Source organism: Pseudomonas sp. PDM30 (genome assembly GCF_019218985.1).
Taxonomy (GTDB): domain Bacteria; phylum Pseudomonadota; class Gammaproteobacteria; order Pseudomonadales; family Pseudomonadaceae; genus Aquipseudomonas; species Aquipseudomonas jessenii.
Genome location: NZ_JAHUWM010000007.1, coordinates 14,747 through 31,497 on the forward strand (window position 1 = coordinate 14,747; position 16,751 = coordinate 31,497).

Consider the following 16,751-nt stretch of genomic DNA (forward strand, 5'->3'; position numbering starts at 1 on the left):
CTCAGGTCCGCCGGCTTGCGCGTTGACTGCGATAAGTATCCAGCACCACCGCCACCACGATCACCGCACCGGTAATGATGCGCTTGGTCGGTTCGGTTGCCCCGATCTGCGCCAGCCCCGCGGCCAGCACGGAAATAATCAGGACGCCAAAAAACGTGCTGATCACCGAGCCGCGCCCACCCATCAGGCTGGTCCCGCCGATAACGACGGCCGCGATCACCTGCAATTCAAGACCGGAGCCAGCATTCGGGTCGGCGGCTTCCAGGCGAGAAATCTGGAACAACGCAGCAATACCGGCCAGCAACCCCATCAGGCTGAAGACCAGGACCTTGTAAGGCTTCGGGTTGATCCCCGCCAGCCGCACGGCCTCTTCGTTGGTGCCGATACCGATCAGGTAGCGACCGAAGACCGTGCGGGTCAACACGGCCTGGGCGACGAAAATGATCAGCAACGCAATGATGAACGACGGCGAAATGCCGAAGGCAATCGGATTGGACAACCAGGCGAACGCGTCGCCGATGTAGGCCGTACGCGAACCGGTCATCTGGTACGCCACACCGCGAGCCATTTCCAGCACGCCCAGGGACACGATGAATGATGGTATCCGCCACGCCACAGTGATCGAGCCGGTGATGGTACCGGCAAGCGCCGCGACGGCCATGCCCAGCAACGCCGCCGGCAGCACGCCCCAGCCCCACCCAAGAATCGCCACGCTCACGGTCGAGGCCGCCAGCGCCAGCACCGAGCCTACCGACAGGTCGATGCCACCGATGATCAACACAAAGGTCATGCCGACCGCCAGCACCATCAGGTCCGGAATCTGGTTGGCCAGGGTGCTGAAAGTATCGTACGACAGGAAGTGACTGCTCAGCACCGAGAACAGCACGATCATCGCCAACAAAGCACCCGCCAGCCCCAGATAGGTGCCCAGGCCGTAGAAGTTGCCACTGCGTTTGCCGGCATAAGAAGCGGTATTCATGGAAGATCCCTAGGCGCGGCTTCAACGAGCTGCGCATCACGTTTTTGGTAGCCGGCGAAAGCAGCGGCGAGCAACTCATCCTGGGTCCAGCTGTCGCGATCGAAGGTATCGATCAGGCTTCCTGCCGACAGCACGCCGATCCGGTCGCAGATCAGCATCAGCTCGCGCAAGTCGCTGGAGACCACCACCAGCGCCTTGCCCTGGCGGGTCAATTCACCGAGAAGGTTGTAGATATCGAACTTGGCGCCGACGTCAATGCCGCGGGTCGGCTCGTCGAACAGCAACACCGAGCAATCGCGCTCCAGCCAACGGCCGATGACGACTTTCTGCTGATTGCCGCCGGACAGCTCGGACACCAGCTGTGCCGGACCGGAGCTGCGGATGCGCATGGCGTCTATCTGACGCTGGGCCAGGGCGCGTTCCTTATCGTTGTCGACAAAGCCCGCGCCGGAGATGCCGGGCATGTTGCCCAAGGCGATATTGGCGCCGATCGACTGCGTCAACAAAAGGCCTTCGCCCTTGCGATCTTCAGTGATCAACGCGATGCCATGCCCGACCGCATCCACTGGCGAACGCACATTGATGACCCGCGCCGGCGCCCCCAGGGCAATCGTGCCGCTGTCGGCGATATCCGCACCGAAGATCAGACGCAGCAATTCAGTGCGCCCCGCGCCGATCAAACCGGATATCCCGAAAATCTCTCCGGCACGGACTTCGAACGACACGTCGCGAACCTTGTCGGACCGGCTCAGGCCCTTGACCGTCAACACCGGAGCGCCGATCTTGCGCGCCCCCATATCGATATGTTCGCCGAGTTCGCGGCCGACCATCAGCGTGACCAATTGCTCGCTGTTGTAGTTGGCCATCGGCTCAACACAGACCAGGTTGCCGTCGCGCAGCACGGCAATGCGTTGCGCGACCCGCGCCAACTCTTCGAGGCGATGGGAGATGTAGATAATCGATACGCCGCGAGCCTGCAGGCGGGTGATCTGCTCGAACAGCATTTCGACTTCGCGGGCAGTGAGCATCGCGGTCGGCTCGTCGAGAATCAGCACATGACAATCGCCAATCAGGTTGCGGGCGATCTCCACCATTTGCTGGTGGCCGATGCCCAGTTCGCCGACCAGGGTGTCCGGGTCAATGGCGTCTAGCCCGACATGAGCCATGGCCTCGATGGCGGCCTTGCGCAACTGCTTGCGACTGATCCAGCCGCCTTTGCTGGGCAAGTTGTCGAGAAACAGGTTTTCCGCCACCGACAGGGTCGGCAGCAGATTGAGTTCCTGCATGACCATGCGGATACCCAGCGCTTCAGCCTGAGCCCGGCTACCCGGACGGTAGTCCTGCCCCTGATACTGCATCTGGCCGGTGGTCGGCGTGACCAACCCGCCAATAATCTTCGAAAGCGTGCTTTTGCCCGCACCGTTCTCGCCGGTCAGCGCCAGCACCTCCCCGCGCATGAGCGTCAAGTCGATGCCGGCCAGGACCGGTTGGGCGTAAGTCTTGCCGATACCACTGACCGAAAGGACAGCGTTCGGAGCGCAAACTGACATAGAAACTCTCCATGCGCCCGTCCGGCTGGACGAGCGCCGTTACGTCGCCAGAAGGCTACTTGGTGACCAGTTCTACCGGCGTTTCGATCACGCCATTGGCGCCGCCGTCGACCTTCTCGCCCTTGAGAATCTTCAATGCAGTCTCGATGCCGAACACCGCCTGTTTAGCCGCGAACTGGTCCGCAGTGGCCAGCACGCGACCATCCTTGAGCATAGGCTGGATGGCATTGATGTTGTCGTAGCCCACCACCTGCACCTTGCCGGCCTTGCCCGCGGCGCGCACCGCAGACACCGCACCGACCGCCATGCTGTCGTTGCCGGCCAACAGGGCCTTGGTTTGCGGGTATTCGCTGAGAATCGACGCGGCTACCTTGTTGCCCTTGTCGATCTCCCAGTCTCCGGATTGCAGGGACACGACCTTGATCTGCGCCGCCTCCATCGCATCCTTGAAACCTGCGGTCCGCTGCTGGGCATTGGTGGTGGTGGACACACCTTCGATGATGCCGACTTCGTCACCGGCCTTCAGCTGTTTGGCCAGGTAGTCCCCCACCAGCCGTGCGCCCTTGCGATTGTCCGGGCCTACGAACGGAACATTGATGTTTTTGCTTTTGACGACGGCGGGGTCCAGCTGGTTGTCGATGTTGATCACGGTGATACCGGCATCGATGGCTTTCTTGATCACCGGGACCATGGCCTTGGAGTCTGCCGGCGCAATCACCAGTGCATTGACCTTGGCCAGAATCATCTGCTCGACGATACGCGTCTGGCCTGCGGTGTCGGTTTCATCCTTGATGCCGTTGGAGATGAGGTCGAATTCGCCGGAGTGATCTTTCTGGTAGGCCTTGGCGCCGTCTTCCATTGTCAGGAAGAACTCGTTGGCCAGGGATTTCATGACCAGTGCGACTTTCGGTTTTTCAGTGGTTTCAGCAAAAGCCGAAGAGACAGGCAATGCAGCGGATGCAGCAGCCAACATAGCGACAGCGAGAAGACGTCCAGCGAATGGCAGCTTCATGGGTTCACTCCGATCTTATGATTATTGTGAGCAACACTTGCGCTGGCGTAAGCTTCACGGCCCGCCGCGATGAAAAGCCATCATTGGAGCCGCGCAAACGTTTGCGTGAACCAAACTATGCGAACCCTGCCGGTATTTGTCAACGACCTGAAAAGCGCTTTCAGCTATGTTTGGCGAAAAACGGCATTCAGCTATGCCGTGGTATTGACCACCGATCCCGTGCCAGAACCCTTGGTCATTTCCTTGATCAGGCTCGCACTCACTTGCAAGATGGCGCCGTTGGTGTCGGCAACTTGCCCCTGTATGGCTGCTACTGCTGTGGTCTTGGCTTCCGGGGTTGGATAGGACGCTGCCTGGGCTTGTGCCAGTTGCTGCTGTTGCTCGCGCAATTGCTGCTGCAATTCCTTCAGACGCTTGAGCAAGACCTTCACCGCAACGCTAGTGTTATCGCTGGCTTCCGATTCGGCCTGTACGCCGGCACCCTTCCCCAGACCTACCGGGCCCGTCTTGACCTGGTTGCCGTCGCTTTCCTTTGCACCCAGCGCTTGAGCAGCCGAATCAGCGGCTGCGTCGCTCAAGGCACGAAGGGTGGTGGCCGATTTGCCAGCGATGGTGATGCCGGCGGCATTGGGAATGCCAACAGATAACGACATGTGAACTCCTGAAGAAAAAGATCCCTTGAAGGAGCATCGACCGGCTCGGGCGTTTCTTTAGTCATGACGGATGATTTGACCCGTTTAAATCCTAAACAAGACCGCGATCCGTTTCGGAGAGCCGAACGCGAAAGTTAAACATGTTCGGCATTCCGGACGCCCAGCCTCGAAACCGCTCTGGACACAAACAGCAATACCGTTACAAATCATTAACTTAGGTGTGTTTTTCGATTCAGCGTATTACTGGTACAGATCCTGCTCTTCCCCTCACACCCCCGGCGTTCAGATTCGCCCGGGGCGTATCTAGATGAACCTGCATCCGCACCGTCTCACAACTAGAAGAGAAAAATAATGACATCTGCACTCAAGACCTTCGTTCCGGGCGCCTTGGCCCTGCTGTTGCTTCTACCCACTGCCCTTCAGGCCAAAGAAGCCGAAGCCCAACAAAAACTGGCTAACGTGGTGATCCTCGCCACCGGCGGCACCATTGCCGGCGCTGGCGCCAGCGCCGCCAACAGCGCAACCTATCAAGCGGCGAAAGTCGGCATTGAACAGTTGATCGCCGGCGTTCCTGAGCTGAGCCAATTGGCTAACGTTCGCGGCGAACAGGTCATGCAAATCGCCTCCGAAAGCATCACCAACGAAAACCTGCTGCAACTGGGTCGCCGCGTAGCCGAGCTGGCCGACAGCAAAGACGTCGATGGCATCGTGATCACCCACGGCACCGACACCCTGGAAGAAACGGCGTACTTCCTCAACCTGGTGGAAAAAACCGAGAAGCCGATCATCGTCGTGGGCTCCATGCGCCCAGGCACCGCGATGTCCGCCGATGGCATGCTGAACCTGTATAACGCGGTGGCCGTGGCCAGCAGCAAAGACGCGCGAGGCAAAGGTGTACTGGTGACCATGAACGATGAAATCCAGTCGGGTCGCGACGCCAGCAAAATGATCAATATCAAGACCGAAGCGTTTAAAAGTGCCTGGGGTCCGCTGGGCATGGTGGTAGAAGGCAAATCCTACTGGTACCGCCTGCCGGCCAAGCGTCACACCATGGATTCCGAATTCGACATCAAGACCATCAAGAGCCTGCCTGACGTCGAGATCGCCTATTCCTATGGCAACGTCAGCGACACCGCCTACAAGGCCCTGGCTCAGTCCGGCGCCAAAGCCATCATCCACGCCGGCACCGGCAATGGCTCGGTATCGTCGCGAGTGGTGCCCGCCCTGCAAGCCCTGCGCAAGGATGGCGTGCAGATCATTCGTTCCTCCCATGTCAACGCCGGCGGTTTTGTACTGCGCAACGCCGAACAGCCTGACGATAAATACGACTGGGTCGTGGCCAACGACCTGAATCCGCAAAAAGCCCGGGTCCTGGCGATGGTCGCGCTGACCAAGACCAACGACAGCAAAGAACTGCAACGGATGTTCTGGGAATACTGATTCGCCCTCGCCCGACCGGATCCGGTCGGGCACCCCGTGCGCCATTCGCCAGCCTTGGCGAGTGGCTGCCGCGGATCTTACAAAAAAACTCCCTTCGCCTTACGCCAAACGGAACAAATCGCTGTCAGAGGATTTTCTTGGTTTTTAAGCAGTTGCGAAATGGCCTACAGTTAAATACTGTATGCACGTACAGCTTAATAAGGATAATTCCGTGGACACCACCTCAGCCTCTCCCGACACCTATGTACGCATGGGCCAGCGCGTTCAGAAAATCATCAACTCCCCTACCGCACAAAAAGCCAGGGCAGCGTTGATCTTCCGCCTTCCCGACGAGCCGGTGGATGAATGGGAGCGCTTGCTGGAAGAAATAGACGAAAACGACAACGTCACCCTCGCCTATCGCGACGATGGCGGTGTGCAGATTTTCTGGGTTGTGCCGAAGGAAGATTAAGTCGATGAGTGTCCGCTGGTTTGCTTTGCTGTTTCTGTTTTTTGTCATGGGGGCGCAGGCCGACGCGCCGCGCACTTTTACCGAAGCGAAAAAGGTCGCCTGGAAGCTCTACGCGCCCCAGTCCACCGAGTTTTACTGTGGCTGCAAGTACACCGGCAACCGGGTGAACCTTGAAGCCTGCGGTTATGTGCCACGTAAAAATGCCAAGCGCGCATCCCGCATCGAGTGGGAGCATATTGTTCCGGCCTGGCAAATCGGCCATCAACGCCAGTGCTGGCAAGAGGGCGGTCGCAAGAACTGCACCCGCTACGACCCGGTTTACCAGAAGGCCGAGGCTGATTTGCACAACCTGGTGCCCAGCATTGGCGAGGTCAACGGCGATCGCAGCAACTTCAGCTTTGGCTGGCTGCCCGAGCAGTCGGGGCAATATGGTTCCTGCCTGACCCAGGTCGACTTCAAGGCCAAGAAAGTCATGCCCCGCCCTTCCATTCGCGGCATGATCGCCCGTACCTACTTCTACATGAGCAAGCAGTATGGCTTGCGCCTGTCGAAACAGGATCGACAACTGTACGAAGCCTGGGACAAGACCTATCCGGTACAGGCCTGGGAACGCCAACGCAATCAGAGCGTGGGGTGCGTCATGGGGCGCGGCAACGAGTTCGTCGGCCCGGTAGACATGAAGGCCTGTGGCTGAATCCAGGACGGGACACTGAAACAAAAAAGGCCCCGGTGCTAAACGCCCGAGGCCTTTTTTTGTTTCTTCAACGTCTGCGCTACGTTATTGAGCGGCTGGACGCTCAAGCACCAGCAATTCGATGTTCTGTTTCTTCGCGCGAGTGAGTGCCGCGCGAACTTCATCCTGTTTGGCTTCGGCTTCGGCTTTCGAATTGAATGGCCCCACCAGGATTCGGGTATTGCCATTCTCCTTGACGACACTGGACATGAAACTGTGCTCGATCAGCCAGCCACTCAGATCACTGACCGCCTGAGGGGTTTCACCTCGCACTTCAAGATCCCATTGCGGACCGGACACTGGCGCGGGTACGGCAGCCATGGCCGGCTTGGGCTTCGGCGCATCCACACGGCTGCCCTCGCCACATCCCGCCAGTGCCAATATCGCGATGATCAAAACCATTTTGCGCACGACGCTTCCCTCCAAATGCATAAAGCGGCGATTTTAACACCCATGAATACTTCACGAGTGCCGTAAAATGGGCTCAAAACAACGAGATTGATGATTGCGGCCTCTGTATAGTTACGCCTTGGGAATTAATGCCACATCTGCGCGTCAGAAAGAGGCACCCAAACCACGAGACTTCGCACTAATCTATACATACCACCGACCTCTGCACTGTCCGAATCAGGTGCCCCACAAAGCAATCAAGGAGAAGACCATGCTGATACTCACCCGCAAAGTCGGTGAAAGCATAAACATTGGTGATGACATTACGATCACCATCCTGGGCGTAAGCGGCCAGCAAGTCAGGATCGGCATCAACGCTCCGAAGGACGTTGCAGTGCATCGTGAAGAAATTTACCAGCGCATTCAGGCCGGCCTGACCGCCCCGGAAAAGCCGCAATCCTGAATCCTGTTGCAGTCAGTAGCCAGCCCGTTCAGTCCGGAATTACGGCTGGCTAAAGATTCAGCACCCCATCGCCCTGCGCTTTCGCCCCCACCCAACCCCCTGGGGCCGATACTAGCGGCAAGCTCCATCCTTTTGCTGTCAGACTTTTCTGGTTTACCCCAGGGAAGGATGCGTTCACTGCGCAGTCAACCAAGCATCACGCCTCGCGCCATGCCAGTCGCTGCCACCACCATCAGCAACACCAGCAGCGCCTCGATATGACTGATCCGTGCAAACAGCTTCGCACGGCCGGTATCGATCGCCACTTTACGGGCAAGCGCTATCCGCCATTTGATCAGCGTCACCATCGGCGCAATCTCCAGCAACAAGATCAGGACGAACAGCGTCATCTTCAGATGAAACAGCGGCTGATGCAGGTAATAGTCCGCGCCCTTCTCGTACCCGCCAAAGGCTCGCATCCCGCCACTGATCAATAAAACGACAGCTGAAATACCCCAGATATTGTCCGCCATCAAAACACTGCGCACCTCTGTGGCGCCATCGGCCAAACGCCGAAAAGCCGTGCCTCGAACCAATACCGCCCAGAATCCCAAGGCAAATGCCAGAAGATGAACCGCCGCCAGAAACCATTGAGTCAGCATCGAGAAACTCCTGCCAGGTCGAAGTTGTATGAGCCTGTCAGTAGTAGCCCATGAAATGGCTGCGTGCACGCCATCCGCAGACAATGCCCGGAACACAATATGACAGACCTACTAGACTCCACTGCGCCGGTATTGAGCGTCCGTGACAGTACCCGCCCCAACAGCAACTCACTCTCACCCCATTGAACTGAGTAAACAAAATCATGTGTAAATCATGTGATTCAAGCTCTGCTTCAAACACAACAGGCCGTCGTCGTTTTCTTCAATTTGCCGGATTGAGCGCAGGCGCCCTGCTGCTGACCGGCACACTGCCCGGCAAGATCATCCAGGCAGCCGAAAAAGCGTCAGCCCCACCCAAACCTCAAAACGTAATCAGTCCCGACATGGCGTTGAAAAGACTGATGGAGGGCAATGCACGATATGTAGGCGGCACTTCCACGACGCACGATTTCAAGGCAGAGCGAGAGGCCTTGGTGTCCGGCCAAAATCCGTTCGTGGCCGTGCTGAGTTGCTCTGACTCGAGGATCGCCCCGGAATATGCGTTCGACACCGCGCGCGGCGATCTTTTCTCCATCCGCGTCGCGGGCAACTTCGTTACGTCGGAAGGCTTGGCCAGTCTTGAATACGGGGTTGCCGTACTGGGCGCCCCGCTGATTCTCGTACTCGGGCATGAGAGTTGCGGTGCCATCGAGGCCGGTATCAAGGCGGTCAAGGATCAGACGATTTTCCCCGGTCATATCCCGAAACTGACTGACGCACTCAAGTCGGCAGTCGAGGCAGTACTCAAGCAGCCGGGGAACCTGATGGAAAACGCCACCGCGCAAAACGTCAAAAATTCGGTCAACAGCCTGAAACAGGCCTCGCCATTGCTGACTGATGCGCAGAGCAAAGGCGCGCTCAAGATCGTGGGCGGTATCTATCGCCTGGCGAGCGGCAAGGTGGAGTTGATCGTCTGATCCGAAATGCGCACGCCCCCAGCATCGGTGCATGACCCCGCATGCAAAGAGCCCAGCGCGACGGCTGGGCTCTGGTTATCTTCGGTTTTGCATCATTTTATCCGCGAGGACTCTGGCCCTCTCGATCAACAGGTTCTGCCTGTCCTCGTGAGTAGCCTCGCCCACAATCGGGGCAGTCAGATTGCTTTCGGCAATCAATGCAGCGCAGAAATATCGATCCCAGACAGTCGTGTCCACAGGTGCCTGTTTGCTCATTTGATCGGCGTTCATAGGCGGCTCCTTTTGATAAGGTCGCATTGCTAGTTTACGCCTGAAAAACAAAAAATCCGGACCATCATTCACAGGCACCCGCCATTCGTCGCCTGCCGGAACACAACGAGGAATTCGCCCGTATCCATGGCTTGAGGCTTGCTAAGATCGCCCGTAGCAGCGCCGGAACGACATGATTCTGACGCCGCAGCCATTCAATCAATGCTTAAGGACGCCAGCGATACGCTTGGTCAGTCACCGGGAGATGTAACGTGTCAACGCTCAACGAAATCGCAATGAACCACGCGAGAATGGCCAAGGAAAAAGCAGGAAAGTCGACCGAACTGAGCGAGCGCCACCTCCAGATCGTAGGGAGCTTCGAAGTACCGTCCATTGAAGTACAACAGAACATCCCAATGCACCTGATCGCAGGAGCACAGGAAGGCCACCACGGCCTTGCAGCGACCTTTGCCCTCTGACGCCTATTGAGGCTGGCGACGACCTGAACGATTACCTGGCAATCACTGGTGGCCCGGTATCCGCTCAGCAATCGTCGCGCCCGCATCAACGTTCACATTGCCCAGCGTGAACGAGCCCGATACGTTGTGAACACCTGAAGAAATCCGGGACAACAAAAAGGGCCCACCTTTCGGTGAGCCCTTCCAGGCCGCCCGCCAGAGCGGACTTTTCCGGGTACGCGCGATGGCCAATTGGTTGAAAGCTAAAAGTTATTTCGCGACATACTTCGCGCCGTGCGGGTCGTCAAGTTTTGCCTGCAATATCCCCCACTCGCGCTGAATGATCGAGTAAGGAATAAAGATGCTGAGCCTCTCAGCCCCCTTTACGCCGGAGTGATTGCTCACATCGTTCAGGGTGGTTGAATAGAAACCAATATTGATGCCGACAATATGGCCGTCACTTGCAAGGACCGGCCCGCCCGACATGCCCTTGATCAGCGGGGCATCGTGGATGGCATAGAGATCACCGCTGTGTTCAGCGGCATTGACGAAAGGCGTTTCATACACCTTGCCCTTCCCGGTAGTGGTCATGAAGTAAGGACTCGCCCCAACGGCAGTTATGCTCTCGCCCACACGCGGTGCGCGCCATGACGGGTAGCGACCGTTGGCCTTGTGCAGGATGAAGACGAGATCACAACCTGTGCTGCAGCTGTATTTCACGTTGGGGATGAACGGAGTGTGGCGGGTGGTTACGGCGTAGTCCTCGTTCCATTGCACGGCCGAGGCCATGTATAGATACGGTGCGGGAAAGCCCGAGTAGACTAAAAAATATGAATCATTCGCAGATCCCGAAAAGTCGGGTTTTACGATGCCGTTGCATCCTGCAGTTACAGCTCCTATTAAAAAGCAGGCCATGATCTTGATCATGATATATCACCGACTTAATAGGGAGAATGTGACTGTTTTTTGTTGTCAATATTTTGTCTTTTATTGGGTTGCAGTACTCCTCGCCGCTTGTTCCAGTTTGACGCTTTCTTACTTATGGCTGAGATTGTAATGGGGCGTATGAATAAATCGCGCTAAGACCAATCGCTTTTCGATCAACTTAAAAAGTTCAAATATTTGGCGCCTGAAAAACGTTAAAGACGAGAATAAAAACCAAGAGTTTCTATGGACTCCCTCGTTAATTACGCCAACGGTCATGGGAAGTAGCACCTACCTGAATCATTCGCCATGCCCTTCACCCACAAAAGCAACAAGAAGCCTGAAGGCAATCCAGTTGTACTGCACTACAGCGGCGCCGTAACTCACTAACGAAACTCAATATATGCTGACGGATCAGCACCCACCTTTTTTTCTCACCCGTTAAGCCCGCCCATGCGGTTTTTTTTCGCCTGCTACCTACAGTGTGCGCACCTCTTGGCTACGATTTTTTTGCATGGAGGAAGCGCGATATCAGAATGTCTTACCGCCGCCCCGCTCAATCCTTCCGACGAAGACTTTATTGCCCTCGATGAAGTTGCTGCCTGGATCGACCAGCGCGGCTCTAAGTGTGTATCTGATCGCATCAATAGGCCGACGTTACGGTGTTTAACAAACCCCAACACCTGTCTTCTAACAATCTGACGATTATCAAATTAACTCGCATTGAATGTGTAGTGCTTGATTTACTAACAAGCGGTGAGGAGCGTGTTATTGGCAACGAGGAAATCCTTATGAAGTTAAATAAGGACCCTTATAATTACAAAGGATTGCCCATATGCCTCAGTAGACTGCAAGCGAAATTCAAGAAGCTCACTAAAGGCAACAACTCCCTCCATTCAGTAAGAAGCCGCGGTTACTGCTTGATCATGTGCATCAATCATCACTTGAATGGCGTTTAGCACATGCGTCAAGGTGATGAAGAGCATGCCGGACAACTGCATCGACAGGGTGCTGGCCGATCTGCCCTACTGCACTACCCAGTGCGCGCGGGGCATGATTATCCCCTTCGAACGGCTCTGGCGTGAGTACCTGCGGATCGCTAAACCGGAAGCGGCCATTGTGGCTACGTGACTTCAGCAAGCGGCAGCTCAAAGTCATGTTCGGTTTTTTTTTGGGGGGGGGGCGCGAATGCACCGCCGACGAGGCAAAGGATCATCTGCTTGAGGCATTGGCCCAAGTAAAGAGGCCTTGCCGTTCGGATCGCCTTGCCAGGGCTTTGACTTCTCCGGCAGAGGCTGCCCCGACAAGGGGCGTGCGCTGAACGCCTGCAAGGTGCGAAAGCAGTGGCAGATCCGCCACGCTGAACTACTTGGTTTTTGTCGCCTGCACCTTATCTCGAATTGGTGCCCACCCTGACCAGTTGCTGGCCATTCAGTAATCCATCTGAAACACACCAGGCCGGGCAAGCGGTAATGACTTTACCCAGCGCAGCGCCAAGTGTCCCGAACACAACCCTGAAAAAAAATAACATTGAGTCTGCCGGTGGACGGAGGGCGATAAATCGCTATGAGGGCCGCGCTACGTGAGGTTGTCAGTGAATGCCTGCGGTCGCCGCTGGCGTCACCGCGCCTGATCCACTACAGGCCCGAGGCCCGGGGCGCCGCGCACACCTACGACCACGTACCGGCCGGAGAGCGCCCCACTTTTCATGAGATCCGAGCTTTAGGGGCATGGCTGTACGAACAGCAGAATTTCCCGGTGGAATATATCCAGGCGCTGATGGGCCATGCGGACGAGAAGATGGCGAAACACTATCAGGAGGGGCACGACGAAAAGAAGATCTTGTATCTGGAGGTGGGCGCCGAATTGGCGTTCTGAGGTGGGAGTTTTTGCAAAAGTTTTGCAAATCGCAGAAAGCAAAAAGGGGCCACCGTTTCCGGTGACCCCTCTAGACCGCCCAGCAGAGCGGATTTTGTTTGGTAGGCGCGATTGGACTCGAACCAACGACCCCCACCATGTCAAGGTGGTGCTCTAACCAACTGAGCTACGTGCCTGCTGTGAGGCGGCATTCTACGGAATTCCGGAGGGGTGTCAACACCTTTTTTCGCGCTAACCCTATGAATATGCAAAATATTTAATTTTGCCGGTACAAAGAAGATTTTCCGGGTGCTGGCGGGCGATTTTCAACTCGGGTAGGATCAACGCACTCGTAAAATATATTAAACAGAGGCTGCCGGATGGCTAACACTCCCTACCCAGAATCCTATTACGCCGCATCGGCCAATGCGGTTCCACCGCGCCCGGCGTTGCAGGATGACGTGGAGACCGATGTCTGTGTGATTGGCGCCGGTTATACGGGGCTGTCCGCTGCCCTGTTTCTGCTGGAGAACGGCTTCAAGGTCACGGTGCTCGAGGCGGCCAGGGTGGGTTTCGGGGCGTCCGGGCGTAATGGCGGCCAGATCGTTAACAGCTATAGCCGCGATATCGATGTCATCGAGCGCACGGTCGGTCCCAAGCAGGCTCAGTTGCTGGGGCAGATGGCGTTCGAGGGTGGGCGAATCATTCGTGATCGGGTCGCCAGGTACAACATTCAGTGTGACTTGAAAGACGGTGGCGTGTTCGCCGCGATGACTGCCAAGCAGATGGGTCATCTCGAATCCCAGAAGCGCCTGTGGGAGCGTTTCGGGCACACCCAGCTTGAGTTGATGGATCAACGCCGCATCCGCGAAGTGGTGGCTTGCGATCAATACGTCGGCGGGATGCTCGACATGAGTGGCGGTCATATCCATCCGCTTAACCTGGCGCTGGGTGAAGCGGCGGCGGTCGAGTCCCTGGGCGGGACGATCTATGAGCAGTCACCGGCCATACGCATCGAGCGCGGCGCCAGCCCGGTGGTGCATACGCCGCAGGGTAAGGTTCGGGCCAAATTCATCATCGTCGCCGGCAACGCTTATCTGGGCAATCTGGTGCCGGAACTGGCCGCCAAGTCGATGCCTTGCGGCACACAGGTGATTACCACCGAGCCACTGGGTGAAGAACTGGCCAAGACCCTACTGCCTCAGGATTACTGTGTCGAAGACTGCAATTACCTGCTCGACTACTACCGCCTCAGCGGCGACAAGCGTCTGATTTTCGGTGGTGGCGTGGTGTATGGCGCGCGGGATCCGGCGAACATCGAAGCGATCATCCGGCCGAAGATGCTCAAGGCCTTCCCGCAGCTCAAGGACGTGAAGATCGATTACGCGTGGACGGGCAACTTCCTGCTGACCCTGTCGCGCCTGCCCCAGGTCGGACGCCTGGGCGACAACATCTACTATTCCCAGGGCTGCAGCGGCCATGGCGTGACCTACACGCACCTGGCGGGCAAGGTGCTGGCCGAAGCGCTGCGCGGCCAGGCCGAGCGTTTTGACGCCTTTGCCGACCTGCCCCACTACCCGTTCCCCGGCGGCCAATTGCTGCGCACACCGTTTGCGGCATTGGGTGCGTGGTATTACGGATTGCGGGATAAATTCGGGTACTAAGCGACACGCAATACATTGTGGGAGCGAGCCTGCTCGCGATATCGGTCTGGCAGCCAACGAATGTGTTGGATGTTACGACCTCATCGCGAGCAAGCTCGCTCCCACAGGTTTTGGGGGTTAGAGACGATCTCGTGGGATACCGCTGCGAATCCGCAGGATGTCCGCCAGTACCGCCAGGGCAATCTCGGCTGGCGTCTTGCTGCCCAGGTTCAAGCCGATCGGCGCATGAATCCGCGCCAGTTCGGCATCGCCCAAGCCACCAATACGCCGCAACCGCTCGAAGCGCTTTTGCGAGGTCTGCATGGAGCCCATCACACCGATGTAGAACGCCTCGGTGCGAACAGCCTCCATCATTGCCAGGTCATCGATACGTGGATCATGGGTCAACGCCACCACCGCCGTGTCGCTGTGGCAACCGCCGTCAGCAATGAACACCGACGGCAGTTGACGGCGAATCTCCACGTTTTCCAGCACGACGCCTTCGAGCACTTCGTCCCGCGGGTCACACAAAATCACCTCGAACCCAAGCCCCACGGCAAACTCCGCACAGGCCTGGGCGACACTGGAATACCCCGCCAGCAGCAAGCGCTGGGCCGCGCCGACGCGTACACGCACCCGGTCGATTTCACGCTCGATACGCACCCCCTGCTCACGATCATCGAACAGGCTGCGCGCACCGCTTTGCAGATCCACTTCGCGGATCAACCGACGTCGGCCCAACAGCGCCGACTCCAGTTCCCGCAGATGCGCTTGTACCTCGCAATCGGCCTCGAGCTTCTCGACCAGCACGTCCAGCACCCCGCCACAGGGCAGGCTGACGCGTGAGCGTGGATCGTCGCCTTCGCCGTAACGAACAACGCTGACTGGCTCCAGAAACGCGCCCTCGGCGACTCGCTCGAGAAAGTCTTCCTCGACACAGCCACCGGACAGCGAGCCAATCCAGTGCCCCTGCGTGTTCACCGCCAGCAGCGAACCCGGTGCGCGCGGTGCCGAGCCGTAAGTGGCCAGCACCGTACACAGCCAGATGCGCTGACCAGCCGCCGACCACTCCAGCGCCCGACGCACCACTTGCAGATCCAGATGCTGCATATCAATGGGCCTTGTGCTCGAGCGGCGGCGCATCGGCCCGCAACTTCTGCACGTCGTTCACTGCCAGATCATTCGGCTGACCACCCCAGCCCTGACGCAGGTAGTTCAGCAGGTCCGTGAGTTGTTCGTCATTCAGCTTGTCGACAAACCCTGGCATCGGTTGCATGTGTTCGAAACCGGAGAACTTCTGCTCACCGATACCGTCGTCGATCACCCGCACCAGGTTGCGCGGATCTTCCAGGCGCAGCGTGGTGTTGCCGCGCATGGCGACGGCGATGTGCGGTTTGCCCTCACCGCCCGGTGCATGGCAACCGGCGCAGACATTCAAATATTCCTGACGGCCACGCTGGGCGCTCGGGCTCAGTTTGTCCAAAGGCACTTCGACGAGCACTTTCGCCGCAGGCGGCTGATCGCCGAGCAGGAAAGTCGCCATCGCCGCCAGATCCGGATCGCTGAGGCCCTGGGTGCTGTTGTGGAACACCGGGAACATCTCGTTGAACATCGTGCCCTGGGCGCTCATGCCGTGCTTGAGGAACGAGCTCAGGTCCTGATGATTCCAGCCACGGGCCGCCAGATCTGTCGCCAGCAGGCTCGGCGCCAGATAACCATTGAGAATGCCGCCGGTCATGCGTTTGTCCATCTGCATAGCACCGGGCAGGCCGCGCGGGGTGTGGCACTCGCCACAGTGCCCCAGCACGTCGACCATGTACTGACCGCGCTTCCAGGCTTCGCTTTTGCCTTCAGCCGGTTCCAGCTTCACGTCCTTGCCGTACATCATGTTCCAGCCCATCAGGCCCAGGCGCACGTTGAACGGGAAGCTCAGGCTGGTGACCGGTGCTGCGCGCTCGATCGGCTCGACGGTTTTCAGGTAGGCATGAATCGCGTCGGAATCTGCACGCGGGATCAGGTGATACGAGGTGTAGGGCATCGCCGGATACAGGTTCGCGCCATCACGGCGCTTGCCTTCGGTCAGCGCGGCGAAGAACTCGTCATCGTTGTACAGACCGATACCGTGCTCTTTGCTCGGGGTGATGTTGGTGCCGTAGATCGTGCCGAACGGCGACACGATCGGCAGGCCGCCCGCGTACGGCGCGCCACCCGGTGCGGTGTGGCACGCCATGCAGTCGGCGGCGCGGGCGAGGTACTCGCCTTGCTTGACCTGCGCATCATCGGCGTGAGCTGCCACCACAGGCGCAGCCAGACCAACCGCCAACGCCAGGCGGCTAAGTAGAAGCTTCATGC

19 protein-coding genes, 1 tRNA gene and 1 pseudogene are annotated in these 16,751 nt (G+C 57.9%); 10 read left to right on the top strand and 11 right to left on the bottom strand.

The window, feature by feature from the left end:
* Nucleotide 1 precedes the first annotated feature (1 nt).
* From KW840_RS17440 to KW840_RS17455, 4 genes are all read right to left on the bottom strand, one after another.
* Nucleotides 2–979, bottom strand: coding sequence for an ABC transporter permease (locus tag KW840_RS17440; RefSeq protein WP_218496534.1), 978 nt, complete (start codon nt 977–979; stop codon nt 2–4).
* Entirely contained in the window at nt 976–2,529 is a 1,554-nt protein-coding gene (locus KW840_RS17445) for a sugar ABC transporter ATP-binding protein (protein ID WP_150812526.1), read from the bottom strand. The genes KW840_RS17440 and KW840_RS17445 overlap by 4 nt, the downstream gene beginning before the upstream one ends.
* A gap of 55 nt (nt 2,530–2,584) precedes the next feature.
* Nucleotides 2,585–3,541, bottom strand: coding sequence for a sugar ABC transporter substrate-binding protein (locus KW840_RS17450; RefSeq protein ID WP_057715547.1), 957 nt, complete (start codon nt 3,539–3,541; stop codon nt 2,585–2,587).
* 191 nt (nt 3,542–3,732) lie between these two features.
* Nucleotides 3,733–4,194: a hypothetical protein gene (locus KW840_RS17455; RefSeq protein ID WP_218496535.1), complete on the bottom strand. Its 462-nt coding sequence runs from the start codon at nt 4,192–4,194 to the stop codon at nt 3,733–3,735.
* A gap of 351 nt (nt 4,195–4,545) precedes the next feature.
* Here KW840_RS17455 and KW840_RS17460 point away from each other — a divergent pair, with 351 nt between their 5' ends.
* The 3 genes from KW840_RS17460 (at nt 4,546) to KW840_RS17470 (ending at nt 6,779) form a co-directional block, all read left to right on the top strand.
* Nucleotides 4,546–5,634, top strand: a complete 1,089-nt coding sequence (locus KW840_RS17460) for an asparaginase (RefSeq protein ID WP_218496536.1) — start codon at nt 4,546–4,548, stop codon at nt 5,632–5,634.
* Between the two features lie 181 nt (nt 5,635–5,815).
* Nucleotides 5,816–6,085: a DUF1654 domain-containing protein gene (locus KW840_RS17465; RefSeq protein ID WP_218496537.1), complete on the top strand. Its 270-nt coding sequence runs from the start codon at nt 5,816–5,818 to the stop codon at nt 6,083–6,085.
* A 4-nt stretch (nt 6,086–6,089) separates the two neighbouring features.
* Nucleotides 6,090–6,779: an endonuclease gene (locus tag KW840_RS17470; protein WP_057715550.1), complete on the top strand. Its 690-nt coding sequence runs from the start codon at nt 6,090–6,092 to the stop codon at nt 6,777–6,779.
* A gap of 84 nt (nt 6,780–6,863) precedes the next feature.
* Here the strand turns inward: KW840_RS17470 and KW840_RS17475 are convergent, their stop codons facing one another.
* Entirely contained in the window at nt 6,864–7,229 is a 366-nt protein-coding gene (locus KW840_RS17475) for a hypothetical protein (protein ID WP_057715551.1), read from the bottom strand.
* Nucleotides 7,230–7,479: 250 nt separating this feature from the next.
* Between KW840_RS17475 and csrA the strand changes: the two genes are divergently transcribed.
* The gene (gene csrA / locus KW840_RS17480) at nt 7,480–7,671 is read left to right on the top strand and encodes a carbon storage regulator CsrA (RefSeq protein ID WP_007975691.1); all 192 of its coding nucleotides are present in this window, start codon (nt 7,480–7,482) and stop codon (nt 7,669–7,671) included.
* Nucleotides 7,672–7,856: 185 nt separating this feature from the next.
* Here csrA and KW840_RS17485 read toward each other — a convergent pair whose 3' ends face one another.
* Complete coding sequence (locus KW840_RS17485; protein ID WP_057715552.1) at nt 7,857–8,312, bottom strand: DUF2214 family protein; 456 nt, start codon at nt 8,310–8,312, stop codon at nt 7,857–7,859.
* A gap of 203 nt (nt 8,313–8,515) precedes the next feature.
* Between KW840_RS17485 and KW840_RS17490 the strand changes: the two genes are divergently transcribed.
* Nucleotides 8,516–9,268, top strand: a complete 753-nt coding sequence (locus KW840_RS17490) for a carbonic anhydrase (protein ID WP_218496538.1) — start codon at nt 8,516–8,518, stop codon at nt 9,266–9,268.
* A gap of 75 nt (nt 9,269–9,343) precedes the next feature.
* Here the strand turns inward: KW840_RS17490 and KW840_RS17495 are convergent, their stop codons facing one another.
* Complete coding sequence (locus KW840_RS17495) at nt 9,344–9,538, bottom strand: hypothetical protein (RefSeq protein WP_057715554.1); 195 nt, start codon at nt 9,536–9,538, stop codon at nt 9,344–9,346.
* Nucleotides 9,539–9,789: 251 nt separating this feature from the next.
* Here KW840_RS17495 and KW840_RS17500 point away from each other — a divergent pair, with 251 nt between their 5' ends.
* Nucleotides 9,790–9,996 (top strand): hypothetical protein, encoded by a 207-nt coding sequence (locus KW840_RS17500; RefSeq protein ID WP_057715555.1) that lies wholly within the window; start codon nt 9,790–9,792, stop codon nt 9,994–9,996.
* Between the two features lie 249 nt (nt 9,997–10,245).
* Here KW840_RS17500 and KW840_RS17505 read toward each other — a convergent pair whose 3' ends face one another.
* Complete coding sequence (locus KW840_RS17505) at nt 10,246–10,902, bottom strand: trypsin-like peptidase domain-containing protein (protein WP_057715556.1); 657 nt, start codon at nt 10,900–10,902, stop codon at nt 10,246–10,248.
* Nucleotides 10,903–11,561: 659 nt separating this feature from the next.
* Between KW840_RS17505 and KW840_RS29030 the strand changes: the two genes are divergently transcribed.
* The 3 genes and pseudogenes from KW840_RS29030 to KW840_RS17520 all read left to right on the top strand — a co-directional run.
* Nucleotides 11,562–11,858: a winged helix-turn-helix domain-containing protein gene (locus KW840_RS29030; RefSeq protein ID WP_371318475.1), complete on the top strand. Its 297-nt coding sequence runs from the start codon at nt 11,562–11,564 to the stop codon at nt 11,856–11,858.
* A gap of 25 nt (nt 11,859–11,883) precedes the next feature.
* Nucleotides 11,884–12,030 carry a hypothetical protein gene (locus KW840_RS17515; protein WP_218496541.1) on the top strand — a complete coding sequence of 49 codons (147 nt, stop codon included), beginning with the start codon at nt 11,884–11,886 and terminating at the stop codon, nt 12,028–12,030.
* A gap of 429 nt (nt 12,031–12,459) precedes the next feature.
* Nucleotides 12,460–12,777: pseudogene (locus KW840_RS17520) on the top strand (tyrosine-type recombinase/integrase); the annotation flags it as partial.
* 99 nt (nt 12,778–12,876) lie between these two features.
* Here the strand turns inward: KW840_RS17520 and KW840_RS17525 are convergent.
* Nucleotides 12,877–12,953: transfer RNA gene (locus tag KW840_RS17525), tRNA-Val, on the bottom strand.
* Nucleotides 12,954–13,136: 183 nt separating this feature from the next.
* Here KW840_RS17525 and KW840_RS17530 point away from each other — a divergent pair.
* Nucleotides 13,137–14,420, top strand: a complete 1,284-nt coding sequence (locus KW840_RS17530) for an FAD-binding oxidoreductase (protein WP_090454245.1) — start codon at nt 13,137–13,139, stop codon at nt 14,418–14,420.
* Nucleotides 14,421–14,537: 117 nt separating this feature from the next.
* Here the strand turns inward: KW840_RS17530 and KW840_RS17535 are convergent, their stop codons facing one another.
* Complete coding sequence (locus KW840_RS17535; RefSeq protein WP_218496543.1) at nt 14,538–15,509, bottom strand: XdhC family protein; 972 nt, start codon at nt 15,507–15,509, stop codon at nt 14,538–14,540.
* A 1-nt stretch (nt 15,510) separates the two neighbouring features.
* Nucleotides 15,511–16,749, bottom strand: a complete 1,239-nt coding sequence (locus KW840_RS17540) for a cytochrome c (RefSeq protein ID WP_218496545.1) — start codon at nt 16,747–16,749, stop codon at nt 15,511–15,513.
* Nucleotides 16,750–16,751 lie beyond the last annotated feature (2 nt).

What these genes read in the sequence shown, in the direction of transcription:
- KW840_RS17440 (WP_218496534.1), bottom strand. Translation starts at nt 979, where the DNA reads ATGAATACCGCTTCTTATGCCGGCAAACGCAGTGGCAACTTCTACGGC.
- KW840_RS17445 (WP_150812526.1), bottom strand. Translation starts at nt 2,529, where the DNA reads ATGTCAGTTTGCGCTCCGAACGCTGTCCTTTCGGTCAGTGGTATCGGC.
- KW840_RS17450 (WP_057715547.1), bottom strand. Translation starts at nt 3,541, where the DNA reads ATGAAGCTGCCATTCGCTGGACGTCTTCTCGCTGTCGCTATGTTGGCT.
- KW840_RS17455 (WP_218496535.1), bottom strand. Translation starts at nt 4,194, where the DNA reads ATGTCGTTATCTGTTGGCATTCCCAATGCCGCCGGCATCACCATCGCT.
- KW840_RS17460 (WP_218496536.1), top strand. Translation starts at nt 4,546, where the DNA reads ATGACATCTGCACTCAAGACCTTCGTTCCGGGCGCCTTGGCCCTGCTG.
- KW840_RS17465 (WP_218496537.1), top strand. Translation starts at nt 5,816, where the DNA reads ATGCACGTACAGCTTAATAAGGATAATTCCGTGGACACCACCTCAGCC.
- KW840_RS17470 (WP_057715550.1), top strand. Translation starts at nt 6,090, where the DNA reads ATGAGTGTCCGCTGGTTTGCTTTGCTGTTTCTGTTTTTTGTCATGGGG.
- csrA (WP_007975691.1), top strand. Translation starts at nt 7,480, where the DNA reads ATGCTGATACTCACCCGCAAAGTCGGTGAAAGCATAAACATTGGTGAT.
- KW840_RS17485 (WP_057715552.1), bottom strand. Translation starts at nt 8,312, where the DNA reads ATGCTGACTCAATGGTTTCTGGCGGCGGTTCATCTTCTGGCATTTGCC.
- KW840_RS17490 (WP_218496538.1), top strand. Translation starts at nt 8,516, where the DNA reads ATGTGTAAATCATGTGATTCAAGCTCTGCTTCAAACACAACAGGCCGT.
- KW840_RS17495 (WP_057715554.1), bottom strand. Translation starts at nt 9,538, where the DNA reads ATGAACGCCGATCAAATGAGCAAACAGGCACCTGTGGACACGACTGTC.
- KW840_RS17505 (WP_057715556.1), bottom strand. Translation starts at nt 10,902, where the DNA reads ATGATCAAGATCATGGCCTGCTTTTTAATAGGAGCTGTAACTGCAGGA.
- KW840_RS17515 (WP_218496541.1), top strand. Translation starts at nt 11,884, where the DNA reads ATGCCGGACAACTGCATCGACAGGGTGCTGGCCGATCTGCCCTACTGC.
- KW840_RS17530 (WP_090454245.1), top strand. Translation starts at nt 13,137, where the DNA reads ATGGCTAACACTCCCTACCCAGAATCCTATTACGCCGCATCGGCCAAT.
- KW840_RS17535 (WP_218496543.1), bottom strand. Translation starts at nt 15,509, where the DNA reads ATGCAGCATCTGGATCTGCAAGTGGTGCGTCGGGCGCTGGAGTGGTCG.
- KW840_RS17540 (WP_218496545.1), bottom strand. Translation starts at nt 16,749, where the DNA reads ATGAAGCTTCTACTTAGCCGCCTGGCGTTGGCGGTTGGTCTGGCTGCG.